Origin of the sequence: Collinsella sp. AM38-1BH, assembly GCF_003467545.1 — a bacterium.
Classification (GTDB): domain Bacteria; phylum Actinomycetota; class Coriobacteriia; order Coriobacteriales; family Coriobacteriaceae; genus Collinsella.
Map to the genome: position 1 here is coordinate 68,489 of NZ_QSHC01000001.1, position 22,846 is coordinate 91,334.

The 22,846-nt window shown below is 60.9% G+C and carries 14 protein-coding genes; 3 read left to right on the forward strand and 11 right to left on the reverse strand.

All coding sequences use genetic code 11. The features are described 5' to 3' along the window. Positions 1-83 precede the first annotated feature (83 nt). The 11 genes from DW870_RS00235 to DW870_RS00280 all read right to left on the reverse strand — a co-directional run bounded on the left by DW870_RS00235 (position 84) and on the right by DW870_RS00280 (position 14,891). Positions 84-1,463 carry an ATP-binding cassette domain-containing protein gene (locus DW870_RS00235; protein WP_147332633.1) on the reverse strand — a complete coding sequence of 460 codons (1,380 nt, stop codon included), beginning with the start codon at positions 1,461-1,463 and terminating at the stop codon, positions 84-86. Positions 1,464-1,466: 3 nt separating this feature from the next. Then, entirely contained in the window at positions 1,467-2,531 is a 1,065-nt protein-coding gene (locus DW870_RS00240; RefSeq protein ID WP_233506189.1) for an ABC transporter substrate-binding protein, read from the reverse strand. Then, complete coding sequence (locus DW870_RS09440; protein ID WP_233504578.1) at positions 2,525-2,692, reverse strand: iron hydrogenase small subunit; 168 nt, start codon at positions 2,690-2,692, stop codon at positions 2,525-2,527. Before DW870_RS09440 ends, DW870_RS00240 begins: the two co-directional genes overlap by 7 nt. Then, a complete protein-coding gene (locus tag DW870_RS00245; RefSeq protein ID WP_233504577.1) occupies positions 2,693-4,336 on the reverse strand; it encodes a [FeFe] hydrogenase, group A in 1,644 nt (547 codons plus the stop codon). Beyond that, positions 4,330-6,162 (reverse strand): NAD(P)-binding protein, encoded by a 1,833-nt coding sequence (locus DW870_RS00250; RefSeq protein ID WP_117769501.1) that lies wholly within the window; start codon positions 6,160-6,162, stop codon positions 4,330-4,332. Before DW870_RS00250 ends, DW870_RS00245 begins: the two co-directional genes overlap by 7 nt. A gap of 256 nt (positions 6,163-6,418) precedes the next feature. Beyond that, the gene (locus DW870_RS00255; RefSeq protein ID WP_117769499.1) at positions 6,419-7,801 is read right to left on the reverse strand and encodes a 6-phospho-alpha-glucosidase; all 1,383 of its coding nucleotides are present in this window, start codon (positions 7,799-7,801) and stop codon (positions 6,419-6,421) included. A gap of 3 nt (positions 7,802-7,804) precedes the next feature. Then, a complete protein-coding gene (locus tag DW870_RS00260; RefSeq protein WP_117769497.1) occupies positions 7,805-9,421 on the reverse strand; it encodes a PTS transporter subunit EIIC in 1,617 nt (538 codons plus the stop codon). 99 nt (positions 9,422-9,520) lie between these two features. Then, positions 9,521-10,375: a PRD domain-containing protein gene (locus DW870_RS00265; RefSeq protein WP_233547368.1), complete on the reverse strand. Its 855-nt coding sequence runs from the start codon at positions 10,373-10,375 to the stop codon at positions 9,521-9,523. Between the two features lie 18 nt (positions 10,376-10,393). Further along, a complete protein-coding gene (locus DW870_RS00270; protein ID WP_158556878.1) occupies positions 10,394-10,906 on the reverse strand; it encodes a PTS glucose transporter subunit IIA in 513 nt (170 codons plus the stop codon). A gap of 343 nt (positions 10,907-11,249) precedes the next feature. Further along, positions 11,250-12,011, reverse strand: a complete 762-nt coding sequence (locus tag DW870_RS00275) for a 4Fe-4S dicluster domain-containing protein (RefSeq protein ID WP_117769493.1) — start codon at positions 12,009-12,011, stop codon at positions 11,250-11,252. 621 nt (positions 12,012-12,632) lie between these two features. Then, positions 12,633-14,891: a DEAD/DEAH box helicase gene (locus tag DW870_RS00280; protein ID WP_199573559.1), complete on the reverse strand. Its 2,259-nt coding sequence runs from the start codon at positions 14,889-14,891 to the stop codon at positions 12,633-12,635. 507 nt (positions 14,892-15,398) lie between these two features. Between DW870_RS00280 and DW870_RS00285 the strand changes: the two genes are divergently transcribed. The 3 genes from DW870_RS00285 (at position 15,399) to DW870_RS00295 (ending at position 22,354) form a co-directional block, all read left to right on the forward strand. Further along, entirely contained in the window at positions 15,399-16,361 is a 963-nt protein-coding gene (locus DW870_RS00285) for an FHA domain-containing protein (protein WP_117769491.1), read from the forward strand. A gap of 171 nt (positions 16,362-16,532) precedes the next feature. After that, a complete protein-coding gene (locus DW870_RS00290) occupies positions 16,533-18,617 on the forward strand; it encodes a DUF6273 domain-containing protein (protein ID WP_158556877.1) in 2,085 nt (694 codons plus the stop codon). A 401-nt stretch (positions 18,618-19,018) separates the two neighbouring features. Continuing rightward, entirely contained in the window at positions 19,019-22,354 is a 3,336-nt protein-coding gene (locus DW870_RS00295) for a CAP domain-containing protein (RefSeq protein WP_117769487.1), read from the forward strand. Positions 22,355-22,846 lie beyond the last annotated feature (492 nt).

Genomic DNA, 22,846 nt, shown 5'->3' on the forward strand with positions numbered 1-22,846 from the left:
AAGTATTACCCCGTAGATAGAATACCATACCCGACCCCATGGGGACGGAGAAAAAACGGATCAATTTGTTGCTGAGTAAGTCTTTAGAGCGTGATGATGTCCGAGATATTGAGGGCCCGAGCGTCAGCGGAATCGTGCGTGGCAAGCAACAGCATACGGCCGTCGAGCAAGTCGAGCACGACCTCGGTGCATGCGTCGCGCGCAGCGATGTCTAGACCGGTAAAGGGCTCGTCCAGAATCACTGCGCCGCCCGGACACAGCAGGGCTCGGGCAATCTCGACACGACGGCGCTGCCCGCCCGAGAGCTCGGCCACGCGGGCATGCACATCGATCCCCGGTACCAGCAGGCGCAACAAGGCAGCGGCACTCGAGGTATTCACGCGTGCATCGGCGCACACCAGCACGTTATCCAAAGCAGAGGCGTCCTCGACCAGGCGCACATCCTGAAACACCATGGAGCACGGTGCGCACTCCCCCGCCACCAGCGCAAGCAACGTCGACTTGCCCACGCCCGAAGCGCCCATCACACAGGTGCGTCCACCGGCGGGCACATGAAGCACCAGTCCGTCGAGCGCCGGCGACCAGGGCGCCCGGTCGCCCACGGCGAGCGCAAGCTCCGCAGCAGCCCCGCCGCCAGCAGAGCCGCACGCACGCCCGCGGCCACCGCGCCCATGCGCCCGCACGGCAGTACGCCACGCCACGGGCCCCGAAGCCCGCAGCAACCACACCAGCACGCGCTCGCATGCCCACGATGCCGCCACGACCAGCACGGTCCACGCCAGCAGGTCCGCCGTCTCGATCAAAAGCTTCGCCTGATAGATGCGTTCGCCCACGGTGCCCGTCGCCATGCCGATGAGCTCCGCCGCCACGCCGGCCTTCCAGCTCATGCCGATCACGGCACGCGCACACGAAAGCACAAACGGCAGGACCTCGCGCCAGGTATGGGCGCAAAACAGACGCCAACCCTGCACGCCATGCAGACGAAACATCTGCTCCAGCGGCTGATCAACCTGTGCCAAACCCTCGACCAGCGAAAAATACACTCCCGGCAGCGCCATCAAAAAGACCGCCGCAATGCTTACGCGCGCCGACCCCAGCCAAATGAGCAGCAGGACCACCACGCAGGCAACCGGCGTCGCCTTAACAAACGAAAGCGCCGGAGCCACCAAGCGGGCAAACGCCCGCGAGCGCGACGAAATTCCGGCCAGCAAACCACCGCACACCGCGGCAAGCGCCAAACCGCCTAGAATCCGCGCACCCGAGCCCGCCAGAATCGCCCACGTGCCGGCATCGCATACCAGCCGCAGCAACGCCACCACAACAGCACCCGGACCCGGCAAAATCAGCGGCTGTGCCACCAGCGCCGCCACGAAGACCCACACGGCAAGCCAAAAGGCGGCAACGGCACCTGCTGCCGCCACCGCCTTCATACGCTCTATCATTTGTCGAGCAAACGCACGCACGGGTTACTCCATGTAGTAGAAATCATCAGCCGGGAGCTTGCTGCCCACGGCGCTCGCGTCCGCATCGGCCAGCACCTTCAGGTACCCACCGAGCGCGGCCTTCATATCCTTCCCTGTCTGGCAGACAAGCATGCACCCGGGAATCGCCTTTTCGGCAATCGTGGCGTTATCCACGATGCCCGCATCGACCACGGCCTGCGCCCAGTCCGCCGGCGCCGCGTTCACGGCCTCAACGCTCGCAACATGGCAGCTCAGGAATTCCGCCACGGCCTCGGGATGCTCCTCGGCAAAGGCACGGCGCACCACGGTCACACCCGTCAGCAAGCGCGAGCCCGTGTCTCCTGCCAGCTCGTCCCACACATCGGTCAGGCTCACCGGTGCCGACAGCTTGCCCTCGCTCTTGGCGATGGCCGCCGTCTTGAACGGCTCGGGTAGCACGCCCACGGCAGTCGGGTCGGCAAGCAGAGCCGAGAGCACCTCGGTAGGCTCGCTCTTAAACTCGAGCGCCACCTGACCGGCCAAGCCCGCGCGCTCCAGCAGGTAGTTCATGACGTACTCCGGCGTGGTGCCCTTGCCCGTCATATAGACGGTATGGCCCGCCAGATCGCCAAACGAGGCCACACTCGCGTCGCCCGTCACCACGTTCAGCACGCCCAGCGTGTTGATGTCGATGACCTGCACCGCGCCCTCGGTCTTGTTGTAGAGCACGCTCGCCACGTTGGCGGGCACCAGGGCGATATCGATATCGCCCTGAATGACCTTGGGCACAATCTCGTCGGCGGCAGTGTTGATCGCAAAGTCGAACTCATTGTCCGTCTCGCCATCGGCTGCCTGGTCCATAAACTGCACCAGACCGATCGACGTCGGACCCTTGAGCGAGGCGACGTGCACCTCGACCGGCTCTGCGGCAGCACCGGCGCCGTCCGTGGCAACCGAGCCCGCGGCGGACCCGGCACCGGCAGCCCCGCCGCCACAGCCCGCGAGCGCAAGTGACAGGGCGCCCGCGGCGAGCGCCGAGGCAAACCCCCGGCGCGACATCTCAAAATCAAACGCGCGCATCGCTAGCATGTCCCCTCGTTAGGCATCGTCCATGCGTGATGGTCGGTATGCAGCAGCTCCTCGGCCAGTGGCGAGAGCGGCTCGCCTAAGAACTCGCGGTAGCACGCCTGGACATCGGGATTCTCGTGCGAGAAACGAATGTCCGCCTTCGCATCCAGGCTCCACAGCACCTAGCCACGCTCAGCCGCCAGCTCGCAGCCGTCGTGGATGGGCTGACCGCCGCCACCGACGCAGCCGCCCGGGCACGCCATGACCTCAACAAAGTCATATCTCACACGGCCGTCGCGAATCGCGTCGAGCAGACGGGCGGCGTTGCCCAGCCCGTGCGCCACGGCGACGCGCACCTTGGTACCGTCGATATCGGCCACGGCCTCCTTCCAGCCCTCGAGTCCGCGCACGTCAGTGAAGAAGTCGGCATCCGGGTTCTTGCCCGTCACCAGGTAATATGCCGAGCGCACGGCGGCCTCCATCACGCCGCCCGTGGCGCCAAAGATCACACCCGCGCCCGTGCCAAAGCCCAACGGCGTATCGAGCGGCTCCTCGACCAGCGTGTCAACGCTCACGTGGCTCGCGCGGATCATGCGCACCATCTCGCGCACCGTCAGCGCAACGTCCACGTCGGGCGCGCCGCCCTCGCCCATCATGCTCGGCAGCGCACACTCGGCCTTCTTGGCCGTGCATGGCATAACGGACACCACGAACAGACGCTCGGGCTCCACGCCCAGCACCTTGGCGTAGTAGGTCTTGGCGATAGCGCCGAACATCTGCTGCGGCGACTTTGACGTGGACAGGCTGTCGACAAACTCGGGGTAACGTGCCTTCACAAAGCGCACCCAGCCCGGGCAGCAGCTCGTAAACATGGGCCAGCCGCGGCTGTCGCCCTCACCCTTAGCGGCGGCGCCCAGGCGCTCGAGCAGCTCGGAGCCCTCCTCCATAATGGTGAGGTCGGCCGAGAAATCGGTATCGAACACATACTCAAAGCCTACGCGGCGCAGCGCGCAAGCCAGACGCTCGACGGTTGCCTCCTCGCGCGGAATGCCGAGCTCCTCGCCCCAAGCACTACGCACGGCCGGCGCGATCTGCACCAGCACGATCTTGTCGGGATTAGCGAGCGCGTCAAACACGGTCTCGGTGTCGTCGCGCTCGCGCAGCGCGCCCGTCGGGCAATGCGTGATGCACTGGCCGCACGCGACGCAATCGGTCTTGCCGATCGGCACGCGCCCGCGGGTGCCCACGGCGGTATGCGTGGCGCGGTTGGTCAGGTCCCAAATCCCTAGGCCCTGTACGCTCTCGCACACCTTGATGCAGCGCATGCATTTAATGCACTTGTCGTTTTCGCGGATGATGGGGAAATCGAAATCCCAGCCCTCGCCCGCCAAATGCCTTTGATACGGCAGATAGAAAATGCCCAGGTCGTTGGCAATGGTCTGCAGGTTGCAGTTACCGCTGCGCACACAGCTCGTGCAGCGTGAATCGTGCTGCGAAAGCAGCAGCTGCACGTTGGTGCGGCGCGCCTCGCGGGCCTTGGGGCTGTTGGTGTGGACCACCATGCCATCGAGCACGTAGTTGTTGCAGGCGGCAACCAGCTGGTCGCAGCCCTCAACCTCGACCACGCACACGCGGCAGCCGCCGATCTCGTTCAGATCGCGCAGGTAGCACAGGGTGGGAATCTGGATGCCGACGGACTTGGCCGCGTCCAGGATCGTGGTGTGCTCGGGCACCACGACCTCGCAATTATCGATAGTGAGCTTGACCATATTGAGTGCTCCGCTTTCGGTGTTATCGCTGACAGTGGGGTTGTTGAGCTCTACCATTCCAGGTTCCTCCCTCCGCGGAACGCGCCAAAACCAAAGTGGTCGCAACGCAGGCAGCGGCTTGCCTCCTGGCGCGCCTCCTCCTCGGTAAGGCCCTGCTCGACCAGATTCCAATCGTGAATACGCTCGCCGGCCTCGCGCTCACCCAGCTCGCAGCGGCCGCACTCGTGCTTGCCCTTAAACTGAACGGTCGGCAGCTCCACGTCGAGCTTGATCTTGTGGTCGAAGCCCAGATAGCGGTCGATGTTTGCCGAAGCCACGCGGCCGGCGTTGATGGCACGGATGACGGTGGCGGGGCCGGTCTGGCAGTCGCCGCCGCTAAAGAGGCCATCGAAGTTGGGCACGGCACCGTCCGAGTCGGTGACCACGCAACCCCACTTGCAGGCGATGCCCATGTCCTCAAACGGCTTGGAATCGATGTCCTGGCCAATGGCGACAAACACGCGCTCGCAGGGGATGACGCGCTCGGGCGTAGCGGCGGCACGCGGAGCCGGACGACCGCGGCGGGGCTCGCCGATAATCTGCGGTTGCACGCGCAGGCCGCTCACGCGACCATCTTCGCCCGTCTCGATAGCGAGCGGGGCCGTAAGCTCCAGAACCTCGCAACCCTCGGCCTGGGCGCCGGCGATTTCGGCGTCCTGAGCCGTCATATCGCAGATGCGACGGCGGTAGACGATGCTTACCTTTTCGGCGCCGCAGCGCACGGCAGAGCGCGCCACGTCCATGGCCACGTTGCCGCCGCCGATGACGCACACGCGCTGGCCGCTCAGGTCGGGCAGTTCGTCGTCTCCAATGGCACGCAGCATCTTGACGGCCGACTCCACGCCGGGCGCCTCTTCGCCCGGAAGGCCGAGCTTCTTGTCGCTATGGGCACCGATGGCCAGATAGACGGCATCGAACTCGTCGCGCAGGCGGACAAGCTCCTCGCCGTTGACGGAGTGATCGAGCTCAACGTCGATGCCGGCGCTCAAGATCCAATCGATCTCGGCCTGCAGGCGCTCGCGCGGCAGACGATAGCTGGGGATGCCGTAGCGCAGCATGCCGCCCAAGTGGTGGCGCTGCTCAAAAATGGTCACCTTGTGGCCCATCACGGCCAGGTAGTAGGCACAGGAAAGGCCGGCCGGGCCGCCGCCGATCACGGCGATGCGCTTGCCGGTGTTGTCCACTACATGCGGCTTGTGGTCGTTGAGGTCACTGTGCTCAACGGCAAAACGCTTGAGGGCGAGAATGTTCATGGGATCATCGACCATGCCACGGCGGCAGTGCATCTCGCAGGGATGCTCGCACACCAAGCCGCAGACGAGCGGCAGTGGGTTGTTCTTGCGGATGACCTTGACGGCGTCGGCATAACGGCCTGCCTCGACGAGCGAGATGTAACCAGGAATGTCGACGTGCGCCGGGCAGCCCGAGACACACGGGACGCGAGCCTCGCGGTCAAAGCCGCAGGAGTGCTCGCGGATGTGGTGCTCAAAATCGTCGCGGAAGCCGCGAATGGCCGTGAGTGCCATGGCGCCAGCTTCGTAGCCGATGGCGCAGTCGCTCGAAAGGTAGATGGTGCGGGCCGTGCGCTCAATCAAGTTGAGCGTGGACTCGTCGGCGCGGCCCTCGAGCACATCGGCGAGCAGGTCGCTCAGCGCGCTCAGGCCCACGCGGCAGGGCGTGCACTTGCCGCAGCTCTGGGTGGAGCACAGGTTGACGAGCGCCGCCGTAAACTCGACGGGGCACGGGGCGAGTGAACTCACCGCCAGACGACGTCCGAGTGCATCGTGCAGGTCGTCCATGACGGCCTGAGCGTGGCTGCGTTCCATTACGTGCAGTCGAGCCATAAGATCCCCTCTCACATGGCAGCCCGGAGGCGAGGCCGGGCGAAATTGCTACACGCACAACACTGACCTAAAAAGTTGTTAGGTCTCCACGCAGTTCGGCAGGCGGTATGAAATGTCACCATCAGCGGTGAAAATGAACATTATCGCAGATAAATGCCATATTTGATAAAACGCGTTACCAAACGACAATGCCCCGCCCACGCAATCACGTGGGCGGGGCATTGCTTCAGGCATGCGGCCAGCGACCCTGTTGCTTTTACTTAAGCTCGGGCCAGTAACCCTTGTTGGCCTCGATCATGTCGTCGAGAACCTCCTTGGCGACCTTCATCGACGGCACGGTCTTGTTGAGCGTAAAGGCCTTAAGCGCCTTCTCGTACGAACCCTCGATCGTAGCCTCGACAATGAGCTTCTCGGAGTTCAGCTGCTGCATCATGAGGCCCTGCTGGAACAGCGGAATGTTGTCGCGGCTGATGACCTCGGGGCCGTTCTTGCCAATGTAGGCAGGCAGCTCGACCATAGCGTCGTAGGGCATGTTGGGGATGGCGCCCTTGTTCTCGCAAATGACCAGGAAGCGCTGCTTGGTGTCGTTCTTCAGAGCGATAGCCAGATCGGCAATCCAGTCGCCGTGGCTACCCGCATAGAACGTGCTCTCGTCGATCTCGCCCGTCTTCTCGTAATGGTCGATACCATCAAAGAGGTTCTTCTCACGCGTCTCCTCAACCTCGTTAGCACGGGTGCGCTCGGGGTTGGAGTGCTCGACGAACTCCTTCTGCTGCAGGTAGTAGTTCAGATACGTGTTGGGCAGGTACTCCGGGAAGCACTCCATGATCTCGTACTCGCCCTTCCAGACGTAGTACCAGCTGCCCTTGGTGTGGCGGTTCTGCTCGGGGTGCTCGTCGACGGCCTCCTCGGGCTTCTTTGCCATGAGCGAGCCCATGCCCTTGAGGTAAGAGTCGGGCAGCAGAATCTCATGCTCCTTGATGTACTCGCGCAGCTGCGGGAGCACCTCCTCGCCCTTGTGGCGGATCGAGGTGAACCAACCAAAGTGGTTGAGGCCAAAGTAATCGTACTCGACATCCTTCTTGTCGATATCGAGCGCGGCGCAAACCACGTCGATGATCGCGATCGGCATGTCGCAGATGTTGATGATACGAGCGTTGGGACGCAGCACGCGGCAGCCCTCGGAGACGATGGCGGCAGGGTTGGAGTAGTTGAGAATCCAGTAGTCCTTCTTGGCGTACTTCTCAACGTCATCGATCAGCTCGACCATGGGGAAGATGGTGCGCATGCCGTAGGCAAGGCCGCCGCAACCGCAAGTCTCCTGACCCACGCAGCCGTGACGCAGCGGAATCTTCTCGTCCTGCTCGCGCATGGCGTAGCCGCCCACGCGCATCTGGGCAAACACGAAGCTCGCGTCGGTAAAAGCCGTCTTTTTGTCGGTGGTCACCGTGAGCTTGATGTCCAGGCCGAGGTCCTCGTGCAAAATCCAGTCCACGAGCACGCCGATCTTGCGCTGGCGCTCCTCGTTGATGTCGTACAGACGAATCTCGTCAACGTCGAGCTCGTCCTTGCGCAGGGCGATGGACTTGACGATGCCGGGGGTAAAGGTGGATCCGCCACCACACAGAGTAATGATCATTGTTTACTGCTCCTTCTCAATTGCGTTTTCGACCTTGTCGCGCATCTCGGCGACCTTCATGCCAAAGATGATCTGGATATTATTGCCGTTGCGGTTGATGCCGCTGTTGGGCACGTGGTTGATGAGGTCCTCATTGATGAGGTCCGGGTTCTTAACGTTCACGCGGAGACGCGTAAAGCAGTTCTCGAGCTCCTCGATGTTGTCCTTGCCACCAAGACCTGCGACCAGGTCGGCAATACCTGCATCGACGCCCTCTGCGGGAGCCGCGGCAACAGCGCCCTGCTTCACCGCGACAGACGCGGCGGCCTCGCCCTCGGCAACGGACTCGGCGAGCTCGGACTCCTCCTCGCGACCAGGCGTGTGGAGGTTGAGCTTCTTAATAAGGAAGGTGAAGAGGAAGAAGTACAGAGCGGCGTTGACGACTCCAAGCACCAGCATAACCGGCCAGTTGGTCTTGTCGACACCGAGGACCAGGTTGGAAACCACGATGTTGATGATGCCGCCTGCAGTCGAAGCGGGCACGGAGAGGACCTTGAGCAGGACCAGGAAGATGCCGGAAAGAACCGAGTGAACGACAAAGAGCACGGGAGCGGCAAAGACAAAGAGGAAGTCCATGGGCTCGGTGACACAGGAGAGCACGGCGGTGATGATCAGCGGGATGATAACGGCCTTGGTCTTATCCTTGTTCCCCTTGTAAGCGGTGACGATAAAGGCGAGACCGATACCGATGTAGGGCCACAGGTTGTTGAAGGTGTAGCTGTTGAAGTAGGTGCTATCGGAGAAGGGCTGGCCCGTCATTGCCATCTCGGCGACACGGATGGGGTAGGCGCCGGCGATAACCTGATCGCCCAGTGTCAGGGTGCCACCCACATCGGAGAACTGGAACGGGGTGTAGATGAGGTGGTGCAGACCGGTGGGAACGAGCAGCTTGTTGAGCATGCCGTAGATAAACAGACCGATGTTGCCCGACTCCTTAATGATGCCGGCAACGGAGGAGATGGCGCCCTGAACCGGAGGCCAAACGATGCAGAAGCCAGCGCCCATGATCCAGGAGATGATGATCATAATCAGGAACGGGAAGCGAACGCCCGAGAACATCGAAAGGGCAATGGGGAACTGCTTGTTCGAGTACTTGTTGAACACGGCACCGGTGATGCAACCGAGAATGATGCCGCCAAACACGCCAGTATCGAGTACCTGGATGCCCATAACGGTGGCCTGGCCGGTTCCGGTAAGACCGAGCATGCCGCTCGCATCGGCAAGAGAGCCGGTGGCGTTGAGCACGATGTTGTTAGCCTGCAGGAACAGGAAGAACGACATCAGGGCGATCAGCGAAGCATGACCCTTGTTCTTCTTTGCCATGGCGCCGGCGATGCCCACGCAGAACAGAATCGAGAGGTTGTTGATGATAAACATCAGCGACTGATAGACAACGGCGCCCACAAGTTGGAACGGACCGGAGCCCAGTACGGGGACCAAAGCGCAGATGGTCTTGTTGGTCAGAATAATGCCCACGATGAGCAGGATGCCGGCAACCGAGAGATACATCATCGGCTGGACGATCGACTTCGCGAACACCTCCAACGGCGCTTTGAAATTGAACTTCTTTTTTGCGGTCATAGCGGTACTCCCCTTCCTTTTCCGCAAATTAAGACAGATGTGCCCTAGACAAGACCGTGAGCCTTGCCTTATATCAATCGATGTGTGGGCACGTTATGCCTAGAGACCAGGTTCTCCAAGCAGGTTAACAATGTGATATGCGAGATAACTCTTTTCGGCATCGGTAACGACAACGTTATAGATAGACGACAAGTGAGCGGCTATGGCGTCCGCGCACGAGAATGCACACGGATACGCCGTTTCATCGATTCGGAACAGCGCGTCTCCGTTGATTTGCCCGGCCGTAGGATCGAGCGCTCGCTGTGCGAAAAACTGCAGGTGACGAACGAAACGTTCGTAAGGCAGCGAGGTGTCATCGAGGGTCGTAGCATAGCGCTCAGAAACAATCGCGAGCACGTCGCGAACAAGCTGGACCGAAACAATCAGACGATCGGAGCGTTGCGGCATGGTGGCGTTGACGATATGCAGCGTAATGAAACCCTGCTCTTCTTCGCTCATCTGGATGCCCATATACTCCTTGACAATCTGCAGCGCACGGCCCGCAAGCGCGTACTCCTTGCGATAGAACTGCTGGATCTCGAGTAGCAACGGATTCTCACAGGGGACGCCCTTGCGCTCGCGCTCCAAAGCAAGGCTGATATGGTCTGCGAGAGCAATGAGAATCTTATCGTTGATGTCGGCATTGAGCTCTCGACGAAGCATCTGAACGATTTCCTCGGAAATCACGAGGTTGACGGTGGGGATGGACTCCAAAAGATGTGCCAAGCGGTCAATCGTACGCGAGTCCTGAGAAGTTCCCTCCTGCAACGCGTAGGTCTTTTCGATCGACGCCTCGTCGATGGCATCGCCGGCATGACGGCCAAAGCAGAGGCCTCGACCGATGACGATGAGCTCGGAGCCATCGTCCGAAGTGACCATTGCGACGTTGTTGTTAAAAACTCGCTTGATAACCACGGTACCCACCACAAGAATTTACTCGGAAAGCCAGACGACAGGCTCTTTAACAGCAACAGGGCCGGAAGCATGCTCACGAAGAGTCGAGTTCTCCGAACGCTCGCACACGATAACGAAGACCGTGGGATCAAAGCCGGCAGCGCGAACCACGTCGAAATCGACCTCGACGAGGGGCTGGCCCGCGTCAACGTGATCACCCTGGGCAACAAGCGCATGGAAGCCCTTGCCCTCAAGTTTAACAGTGTCGATTCCGATATGCAGCATCACCTGAGCAGAGCTGTTATCGGACATGATGCCCAGCGCGTGCTCAGTCGGAAACAGAGCGGCGACGGTACCGGAAACAGGAGCGCACACCGTTCCCTCTTGGGGAACCACGGCAACGCCATCGCCCACTGCACGGCTGCTAAAAGCGGGGTCATTGGTTTTTTCTAGATTAACAAGCTCGCCGGAAACGGGAGCGAGGATTTCGAACTCGGAAGCCGCAGTCGTCTGCTTATCCGAACCACCCATTAGGCGAGAAAAGAAACCCATGGTGACATGTCCCTTCATAAATATAGCCCAACCAAAATCAATCGAATGCACCCATTGAGACACACCCGTTCTAAGACTTTGGTTAGGCCCACGTCCGAGGGGACTCGGTAACCTTCCGCATTTCTTTTACGGGGGTTATTATAGACAAGCCCAAAGCCGGAACAATCATTATGACCGGCGAACGGTATTTTTTCTCCGATAAACGGTATTTATGCGGTACTTAGGGACGTTCCTTTTCTGCCGGCACCCGGGGACACTCCTTGCTCTGGTGCATTGGGGACAGGTTTGTTTGCACCAGGTCGGTGCAGATTAACCTGGCCCCATTGCGCCAATTTCGTATGCGCTAGATGAAGAGCTCGCATTCCTTCCGCACGACGCAAACCTTGCTCAGCATCTGGGAAACAGCGGATAGTTTGCTGGAATCAAGCTTGCGAGCACCTCGCGGACATACGGCGATGCAGCGCATGCAGGAGATGCACGCCTCGCCAGCTGCTCGTTTGGAGTCACCCTTGTCGATAGCACAAACGGGGCACGCCGCGGCGCATGCACCGCAGGAGACGCAATCCTCTGTTGCCTCGGGCGCCATGCGGTGACCTCCAGCTTGTTTATAAGGACGATTGCCGGGGATAGAGGGCTCGGACGCATCCTCAGCCAACAGCTTTTGCTGAATTTGCTGAGCAAACTCAGCAAGCTGCGCCGCATCCTGCGCATCCGGACGACCGGCAGCAAACTGTCGCGCAATGGAATGTTCTGCAATGGCCGCAACTGCCGCGATCACCCGGAATCCCGCATGCTTCGCAACGTCCTCCAGCTCTACGAGCGTGTCCTCAAACGCGCGGTTTCCGTAGACGCACACCAGAACGGCCCGCGCTCCGTTGCCGTGAACCATGCCCAACCGGTCAGCCACCACAGCCGGGATTCTACCGGCATACGCCGGCACAGAGATTACGGCCACGTCGTCCTCAGTCATCGAGACAGCGCTGAAATCTAGCCCGCTATCGGTCAGATCGACGGTAACGGTATTCTTGTCCAGTGCCCCGGCCACAAGGCCAGACACCTTCTGCGTTCCACCCGTCGGACTAAACACAATTTCGAATACGCTCATCGAGACACCCTCCCCCTACGTCTGGCAACGCGTCAAGCCGTTTTCACATCCAGCCAGAGTATACGGCACGTGGGATCCCCATTTTGGTGCATCAAGCACCCCAATGCACCAACCCTACGCTGTCTGCCTCTTCGTTTTGTATAAATTACGGTACAGATTGTATATATTTACGGGATACCGCCGTGTTCTCCCGAGGTACCCCATCCTGGCCCGTGCAAAAAACGGAGTATTCTGCAACGTGACCGCGCCAGCAATACCCCGAGCGGGCAAACCTTTAGGGCGCTGCGTCATTTTGGGTTCCGACATGGCGAGAATGACGCGCCCCTGCTCCGGAAAACGACGAAATCTGACTCAGAACGCTCGCTAGGGATATCCGAAAGCCACCGTTGGCGACGTCAAATCATATGCAGACAACTCGAACTGCAGAATACTCCAAAAAATGCACGGCGCACCCCATGGGACCCATTGCCGCATGGTAGGAAACAGGCCCACGGCATCCTCTAGATGCATTCCCGAGGAAATCACATTTGAACTAGCGATCGGATACGGCAAACAAAAAGGGCCCCGAGCGTAGTTGCTCGGGGCCCTTGGTTCACCTCGCTCTAGCGGGCGATGCGTATGTTACTTGCGCTTGCCGCCGCCGTCACCGGGGCGACGGGAGCTGCCGCCGCGCTTGCCGCCACGACTATTGCCATAGCTACCACGATTATCGCGACCGCCGGCACGGCCGCCGCGGGAGCCGGCCTGGTTGCCGCCACGCCCGCCACGATAGCCGCCACGACGCTCCTCGCGGGTATCGTCGTAGTTGCGCCAGTCATCGCGACGATCGCGGCTGGCACGCTGATCGCGGCGATCGCGCGACTCGTTAGAGCGGCCAGCACCGCTGCGGCTGCCATTGCCACGAGTGCCCTCGCGATGCTCGCCGCCACGGCCACCGCGCTCATCAAAGCGCTTGCCGCCACGGGACTCGCCGCCGCGAGTACCACGCTCGCCACGCGAACCGCGGCCCTCGCCGCCACGGCGCTCATCACGGCCGCCGCGCTCGCCATCGCGACCGGAACGACGACGATCGCCCGAACCACGCTTGCCGCCACGCGAGCCACGGCCCTCGTCCTCGCGCTCAACACGGCGACGACCGCCGCGGTCCTCGTCCTCGCGGCGACGGCGATGCGCCTCGCCCTGGAACTGCTTGGCACGGCGCTCGGCACGGTTGCCGCGCGGGGCCTGCTCAACGACACCAGCACCGCCGCGCTCCTCGGCAGCCACCTCGCGGGCCACGCTCTCCACAGCCTCGTCCACGCGAGCCTGAACGCCCTCGCGCACGCGGGTCTTGCCGCCGCGCTTGGGACGGCTCGGACGCTCACCGTCGCCGCGACGCTCGTCTCGACCGCGGTTGGAACGACCGGCCACATCACCGTAATCGTCGCCGTTGCGTTTGCCGTCGCGACGCGCCTGCTCAAGCTTCTTCTTGCTCTTGGACTTGCCGCGCTTGGTTTTCTTCTTCACCTTAAAGGCCGCAGGATCGCGCTCGGGGTCAACCGCGGGCGGATTGGGGCCCACATGCAGGTCGCCGGCCTCGTAGATGTCGGCGGTCTTGTCCATGAGCTTCTCGATCTCGTAGAACTCATCGACATCCTGCTCGGTCACAAACGTGATGGCCCAGCCCAGCTCGCCGGCGCGGCCCGTACGGCCAATACGGTGGATGTAGTCGGTCGGCTCGGCCGGCACGTCAAAGTTCACGACGTAGCGCACGTCGCTGATGTCGATGCCGCGGGCGAGCACGTCGGTTGCCACCAACACGTCGACGGTACCGTCGCGGAAGGCCGAAAGGGCACGCTCGCGCTGAGCCTGGCTGCGGTTGCCGTGAATCGCGGCGGCCTTGATGCCCTTGCGCTCCAGACGACGGCAGCAGCTGTCGGCGCGGTGCTTGGTGCGCATAAAGACGATGGTGCGCTCCGGGCCCTCCTTCTTGAGGAACTCGGGCAGCAGATTGTTCTTGGCCTCGATGGACACCGGGAATACAAACTGGTCGACGGTGTCGGCGGTCGACGTGGCGGGCGCGATCTCCACGCGTGCCGGGTCGCTCACCAGGTCGGTGATCTCGCCCACGGCCTCCTCGTCGAGCGTGGCCGAGAACAGCAGCGTCTGACGCTCGGCCGGCGTCTCGCGCACAATGCGGCGGACGGCGGGCAAAAAGCCCATGTCGAGCATGCGGTCGGCCTCGTCCAGCACCAGCACCTTGACCTCGTCCAGGTGGCAGGCGCCCTGCTCGATCAGGTCAACCAGACGGCCCGGCGTAGCGACCAGGATGTCACAGCCGTACTTGAGCGCCGCGGTCTGCGGCTTGTAGCTCACGCCGCCCACGACGGTCACGGCGACATGGCCAGTGACGTCGGCAATCTTGCTCGCGACCTCGTCGATCTGCTGGGCAAGCTCGCGCGTGGGGGTGATGACGAGCATCAAGGGACCGCGACCGTTGCCCTCGGGCTTCTTGGCGCCGCGACGGCGGTTGCGACCGCCACGCTCGCGCACGGGCTTGGGCGGAGCGATGTGCTCCAGGTTGTTCATGGTCGGCAGCAAGAAGGCGGCCGTCTTGCCGGTGCCGGTCTGAGCAGCGGCAAGCAGGTCGCGGCCCTCGAGCACCACGGGGATCGAGCCAGCCTGGACAGGCGTGGGCGCCGTGTAGCCTAGGTTCTCGATAGCACGAAGCATCTCGTCCGAAAGGCCCAGCTCGTCAAAGGCGGGCAGGCTCTCGGTAGCGGACTCGACGGTCTGGGCAGCATTGGCCTCATCGGCGGCATCGAAGGCAGCCTGGGTCATGGCCTCGCGGGCCTCGTCCAGAATCTCGGCGTCCGTGACGTCGGATACAGAATTACGCATATGTTGTTGTTCCTTATCTGCACGCGCAATGGGCACGGCATGCGGCCGCGCGGGCGTGCTTGGTAGTGCGCTAATACATACAAAAACAGGTGCGCACAGAGAGGACGTTGCTCAGCACGCTGGCGATCGCTTTGGCAGCCCTATCACGCGCCGTCCAGACGCAGCAGCTCTAAGCGATGGAGCAGATTCGCCGCCGGTTAGTATACCCGCACTCCGTATGCCCCCACGTAAACCACAGATGACGAGGCGGACGGGGCGGGCCTGGCCGATTGTCTCAATCTGTAACAGATGCAGGGCAAAACCGGGTCCAAATGTTACAGAACAAGACAGAGGGGGATTTCCGTCCAGTCCAAACCAAATCTCTCAGTCTTCCTGCAATTTCGAACATGTGGCCTATAATGTTGCTTTGGTTACGCTGTATATTGCGCAGCCATTTAATACGTCGCCCACCGGGAGCCATTAATTCCTATCGCCATATTGGCTAGGAAGCAATCAAAGGAGGTATCCGTGGCAGCAGAGACGCCTTGCTCGGTCCTCTATAACGATATTCGCTCGTTCGGCGGTCTTAAACATCTCGAGATCGCCCGAATGCTCATCAATGGAAACTCTTATCTCGGCAGTACCCTGCTCGAGAAATGCTCTTCCAACCGCTCGTATCTCACCCGTTACATCGTCCATCGCAAGCCTGACCAGTGCGCGCCCGCCATCTACAGCGACTTTACCGTCACCACGCTCCACCTTTCCGCGGCAATCTGCAGCAAGCTCGGCGGCGGCGAGTCCGCCTATCGGGCAATCGCCGAGCACTATCGCGGTCCGGCCGCCAACGAAATGATGTCGGCTCTCGCCAGCTACAAGCTGGACAGCCGCCTATATGCAAATGCCCTCAATCGCATCGACAACTTTGACGGCAATGCCGTGCGTGAGAAAAGCACGCTTTACCTTATGCTCTTTGTGGCAACGGGGGCGCTCGCCGATCCCGTTCAGGGCGTGGCCACCGTCGAGCGCTTTTGCGACAGCAAGACGGGTGGGCACTTTGGCACCACCGAAACTACCGTCGGACGTGGCTTTATGGGCAGTCTGGATCAGCCGCACGCCGTCGCTCCCAACCTCGGTCTGCTCAGGACACATGCCGACAACTGCGTCGACATGCAAATCCATCCCCTCACACGCGATCCGCGTGGCACGGTAATTGGATCCTTGCCCAAAACCTCGCCCAGCATCACCGATGTGGGCGCCGACGCATCGCGCGAACATCTTCGCATTTGGCTTGAGGGTGAGCACTGGTACGCCCAGGGCCTTGGATCGACCAACGGCACGGTGCTCGAATCGGGCGCGGGCGACGGCGATATCGTAATCGAGCCGCCGCGCGACCTACGCGAGCCCGGCAAGATCTATCCCCCCGTGGAAATCGCCAACAGCGACAGGCTCCATCTGGGTCTCTACACGACATTCCTTGTCATTGTGGACTAGCACGGACGGCGATCGGAAGACGGTCGCCGTCCGTCTTTCGTCTTCTACCTTCTGCGTCGTAAACGACAATACTCAGCGGTATACGTGGGCAGTGCGGCTATCATGGTACTTTACCGATATCCGCACTGCTCACGTATACGCGCGGCAACCCATGCCAGACAAAGGAACGCCATGGATACTACCGATAGCGCCTATGGCGACAAACTCATCCGTCTTGACACGTTCGACACCGCCGTGGCGGTCGACCCCAGCGCCGAGGACGACGCCAAGCGTCGGTTTATGACGCTTATTCTCCAGACGGCCCACCGCAACAACGGCAACATCGGACACGTGCTGCGCGCGACCAACACGAGCGGCGAGGTCTTTGCCGTCAAGCTACTCAAGGACAACGCCATCCTTTCCGGCCAAGCCCCCGACCGCTCCGCCGAGCAATCGGCAGCGCACCTGGCCAGCACCGCCGCGCTGTTCGAGGAGTACCGTCATCTGTGTACCGTCTCGCACCTGCGCGGATTTCCGCGCGTCTATGGCTACGGATCGTGCGAGGATGACCCTCTCATCCTCATGGAGTGGGTCGAGGGCACCTCGCTCAAGCAGGCGCTGCCCCTGCTTCCTCACGACGCCTCGGGCGGGCTGACCACCCAGATGGTCGCCGCCGTCGGAAACGCCGTGCTTCGTGCGCTCTTGATGACCCAAGGCCTTGTGAATCCGGTCGTCCATCGCGACCTTTCGCCTGCCAATATCATGTTCCGCACCACCAGCCGAACGCTCGAGCAGCAGATTGCTGATTGTTCCTTTGACCCCTGCCTCATCGACATGGGCTCCGCGACCATGGCTCTCGGCGACGACACGATCACCCGGCGCGCCGACATCTGGCGCTTTGCCACGCCCGCATACGCCGCGCCCGAGATGCTCACGCAGGATATCGAAGGCATCGCGGCCCTTCGCCGTTCGCCGGCAATCGACGTCTATGCGCTTTCGAGCATTTTGTACCAGCTCTACAGCGGTCGCAAACCGTTTGACTTTGAGTCGACGGACGCCGCTGCAACCGGCTCGTTCTATCTCGTAAAGACCAAGACCAAGCCGGCACCGCTCGAGCCGCGCTGCGAGGGCGATGAAGCGCTCGTCCAAATCATCATGAAGGGTCTCTCAGTCGAGCAGTGCGATCGTCCCACCGAGCAGCAGATGCTCGAGGCGCTCTCGGCATACCTCACCGATGCCGAATCCGAGGGCCGCGAAGGCGCGGGCAGTGACGCCGCAATCGACATCGACTCCGGTACGCACCTTAAGGTCGACGTCGCCGGCGAGCGCGCGCGAGAGATCCTGGAGCAGGCCCGGCACGATGCCATGACCCGCCGCCGCTTTATTATCGGTGGCGTCGTTGCAGTCGTTGCGGGGCTCAGCGTCATTGGGGCGGCGACCCATGGCTTTGGCATCCCCGACTACCTGAACGGCATCCGCGGTTCGCTTGACGACTACACTTGGGATCAGCTGCAGGAGATCTCGCTCAAGATTAAGGCCGCCGAGACCCGTAGCGAGGCACGCGAGATTGCCAAGCGCTATCATCTGCTCGATGACAACGGGCATATCCCCTATCCGTGTACCAAGCGCGTGAAACTCACCAACGGGCTGGAGGTCGGCGCGCAGCTTGTGGGCATCCGTCACGATGAGCTTCTGGACGGGACGGGCAAGGCCGGACTGACGTTTATGTTCGACGCGGGTATTGCCGAGCGCAACGCTGCGTCTGAACCGCCGAGCGCCGGCTGGGCAGATTGCGAGCTGCGGGAATGGCTCGACGGCGACGGCCTTAAGCTGCTGCCCAACAAGTTGCGCGCACTCATTAAAGGGGTCAAGAAGGTCTCGAACAATGTGGGCGCCGCCAACAGCGCATCGTGCCTGAGCGAGTTGCCCGCAACCCTTTGGCTGCCCGCCATGGTCGAGCTGTGCGGTACGCAACCGTCCGATTCGTTTGCCAAGGACTATCACTACCTGGCAGAAATCTACAACGGCGAGGGCAAGGAGTATCAGCTCTTCCGCGAGCTCAAGGTGAGCCCGTATTCCACGAACGAGACGATGGTCCGCCAGTGGAAGGGCAAGGACACCTGCTGGTGGGAGCGCACGGTGAGCCCCGACTCATCGGAGACCGAAGGCACGCTCTACATAAACCGTGTGGGCCACGACGGCGACGTCTTTACGTACGCAACGCCTGCGGAAAAGCCAAACAAGCTAACCTGTGTGATTCCCGGGTTCTGTATCTAGGCGGCGGGCGTCTTGCCGTGACGGGACCCCTCCCCGGCAAATGTCTCGATCTGTAACACCAGCTCGGCAGATACAGGTCTAGATGTTACAGAACGAGACAAACCCCAACCCCGCGAGACAACATCTCAATCTGTAACAGTAAGGGGTCAAAAACCTCTCTAGATGTTACAGAACGAGACATTTGAGTTGACCGCGGATGGTCCGTCTCGATCTGTAACAGTTAGAGGTCATTTTCACTGCTAGATGTTACAGATTGAGACATTAGCTTGCCGAGAACTTCGCCTCATAAATGTGACTCAAGTGCGTCGATGTTTCCTTGCCAATGTTGCGCAACAGGAGCCCTTTCGGCGGTCGTAACGTACGAATTGTCGTAGGTACCCCTTCAACGATTGGGAGAAGAAATGACAAAGTACGCACCTAAACACTCGGAAGTCTCAGGCGGCGCCAAGCCTCGCCCCACATTCTCGGGCCACAAGGCAACACGACTCGCCGTCACCGCGGCAACCACCATCGCTATGACCGGCTCGTCGCTGCTCGCGCCGTTCTCGGCATTTGCCAACGATGTGAGTGATACCACGGCACAGGACGCGATCATGTCCCCGCTTGCTGTCCACGCCGGCGAGGCGGCAGGCTCCGCAGTAAAGGCAGACGCCCAGAAGATTGCCGACTTGCAGGCTGCGATCGACGCCGCAAAGGCTGCCGAGGCAGACGCCAAATCCGACTACGACACGGTGGCTGCCCCCTATACCGAAAAGCAGGCGGCACGCGACAACGCACAAAGCACCTATGACGTCTCCGTCTCCGATAATTCGCAGGCAGAGGCCGCCGCGCGCGCCGAATATGCTCGCCAGCTCGATGAAAGCGTCAAGGCGGCCGACAGCGCCAGTGCCACGCTGAAGGATGCCCAGGGAAAGCTCGATGCAGCCAAGACCGACGCCGAGGACAAGTCGAAGGTCCTTGACGCCGCAAAACAGGCGGCAGCTGATGCGCAGGCCAAGCTCGAGGCAGCCCAAAAGGCAGCCGCCAACGCAACGCCGGAGGAAATCAAGGTCGCCGAGCAGGCTGCCGCAGATGCGCAGGCCGCTCTGGATCAAGCAAAGGCTGCGAAGGCCACTGCCGATTCCGCGCTCGCTGACGCTCAGCAGGCTCAGAGCGCCGCGCAGAGCGCTTACGACGAAGCGGCAGGCACGCTGGCTTCCGCTCAGCAGGAAAAGAACGCCGCGGATGGTAAGGTAGTCGCGGCACAGACAGCGTACGACAGCGCACAAGCCGATTTGGCGGCCGCAAAGGCAGGCGCCGAGGGCCCGGAGTATGACGCCGCCCAGGCAAAGGTCGATGCTGCCCAAAGCGCACTCGACCAGGCGAAACAGCAGCAGGCGACTGCCGAAGCAGGCCTTTCTCAGGCAAATAGCGACGTTGCATCCAAGCGGGACGCCCTCACCGGCGCCGAAAGCGAGCTCGAAGCCAAGAAGCAGACAGTCGCAGCAGCCGAACATGATGTAACGGCAGCCCAGACGAAAGCCGATGCGGCGCAATCGGAGTTGACCTCGGCGAAGCAGGCACATGCTGCCGAACTGGAGAAGGCAATGGCCGCTCAGAAACAAGTCGACCAGGCAAAAGCCGAGAAGGAGCAGGCAGACAAGGCGCTCGAAACTGCCAAGGCAAACCAGGAGGCCGCCGATCAAGCCGTTATCGATGCACAGAAAGCATACGATACATGCAAGGCAGCAACCGATAAGGCAACGACGGCGGAGGCGCAGAGCGTCATCGGCTTCTACCAGTTCATCGGCGCCAACGACGCTGCAAACATCATCTATAGGCAGAGCGATAAAAACCCGACGACCATTGGCGATAAAAAAGACGGCACGTCACTCGACAACGCCAAGCTATCGTTTAACAAGCTGCGCGAGATTAACGAATACCGTGCAAGCGTTGGATTGAGTGAGCTTAGGGTGACGGCCGAGCAAATGGCAATCGCTCAATCCGACTCCAATTACTCTGACAAAACGCTAGGTCACTCAGATTACGCCAATTGTGAAAATGCCGCCTGGAACTTCAGTACTAAAGAAAACATCGCGCACCAATGGGTCGATGCTGAAAAGGAGATATTTGACGAGGCTGCGGCGAAAGCCGGCCTTGGCAACGTTGCCCCCAAAGATGCTTGGGATACTTTCTGGAGCCACAAAACCGAATTCGAAAAGCAAGGGGCAGACTTTGGCACCGTCGGCCATTATTTGAATATCGTACAACCTAACGCCAAAACCATGGGATACGGCATCAACTCGCGCGGAACCCTTTGGCCGTATGTGTTCGTCTTGGAGATCGACAACAATTACGGTTCGTACGAAAAAGAATACTCGATCGATGAACTCGAGAATCTCTTTGATCAGTATCAGCTGAGCCTCTCCAAAGCCAGCGATAACCTTGCCGCCGCAAAGACGAACCTTGAGCAAAAGCGCAGCACGGCGGCATCGAAAGCCGATGCCGTAAAGGCAGCTGAGACCCTCGTCGCTCAAAAGCAGGAAGGCATTGTTGCCGCGAATAGCGACCTTGCCGCCAAGAACGACAGCGTAGCAAGTGCCGCCGCCGCTGTTGCCCTAGCAAAGCAGAATCTCGCCAAGGCAAACGGAAAAGTTGCCGAAGCCGAAAACCAGGTCAAAGCCGCCCAAAGCAACGTGGCGACCGCAGAGCAGGTCGTCAACCAGAAGCGCGCCGAGCTTAAGGCATCGCAAGAGCAAGCCGCTCAGAGTCAGAAGAAGGTTGATGACGCCAAGGCAGAGACTCTCGTAAAGCAGCAGGCTCTGCAAGATGCAAAGAAGGAACTTGCCAAGTATTCAGCCGATGTTGCTGCGGCTCAGGAGAAAGCCGATGAGGCCCATCAGGCGCTTGATGAAGCCACGGCAGCCCAGACGTCTGCCCAGAGCGCTCTCGAAAAGGCGAAGCTCGACGGGGCTGCCAAGAAGCAGGCCCTCGACACCGCGAAGGACAACGCCGAGGCCAAGGCGGCGACCGCGGAGCACGCCACAAGCAATCTGGCCACGGCGGAAAACGACTTTGCTTCAAAGAAGGCCCGTGCCGACGCCCTGAGCAATGCAGCCGATAATCTTGCCACCGCCGAGGCGGCCAAGAAGGACGCCGACACAGCAGTGACTGAGGCCGGAGTCGCCCTTGGTGCGGCAAACGACGCCATCGCAAACGCCGAACAGGCGGTCGAGAATTCTCAGGCCGCATCGGACGCCGCTGCCGCTACTCTCGGAAAGCTCAAGTCCATCAACGTCGAAAACGGCATTGCTACTGGCTCTGACGCAAACGCGAACGATACGCTCAATGCCCTCTTTGCCAAGTGCGTCGCCGCCAAGCAGGCAGAACATAACGCAAAGGCCGCACTTGATGCCGCTCAGGCAGACCTTGATGCTGCGACGCCCGCCTACACCGAGGCTCTCAACGCCTACAACGAGGCAAAGGCAAAACGCGTTGCCGCCGAGCAGGCCCTGAAGGACGAGATCGCTCGTCAGGAGCAGGAGGCGGCGAAGGCCGAGCAGGCCAAGATCACGCAGGCCGCCGCTAAGCCGGTTGCTGGAAAGCCGTCTGCCGGCAACGCCAAGACGGCCGACAACTCGGCGCTTCCCACCACGGGCGACAATGCTGCGCTCGCCGGTGAGACGTTTGTCATCGGAGGTGTCGTGCTCGTAGCCGCCGGCGTCTTCCTGACTGACAAGAAGCGTCGTCAGGAGTAAGGATTTCGGGAGGACGGCTTCTCCTCCCTCCCACCGCTTCGCAAACCCTGCCCAACATGCGCCGGGGCGCCCATCACGCGGGCTCCCCGGCGTTTTACGTTGTATGCCCGGGGCATCTGCTCCGAGATTGTCTCGATCTGTAACAACTAAGACCCAAACATCGGTCTTACTGTTACAGATCGAGATGTTCGGGTTACCCCCGAATGGTTTGTCTCGATCTGTAACATCTAGCAGGCAAAACGGTCCCCAGATATTACAGATTGAGACGTTAAGTTGTGGCTCGACGCAATGTCTCGATCTGTAACAGTTAGAGGTCATTTTCCCTGCTAGATGTTACAGATTGAGATGCTTGGTTGGGACGGTCCATCGGCCAACCATCCATCCTCATCTGTAACGAAATCTCATATATTATTTCTGTACTGGACACCCCCAGGGGGTATGGGTGTATAGTATCGGATGGTTAACATTTCCGACACTACGTCACAGAAAGGA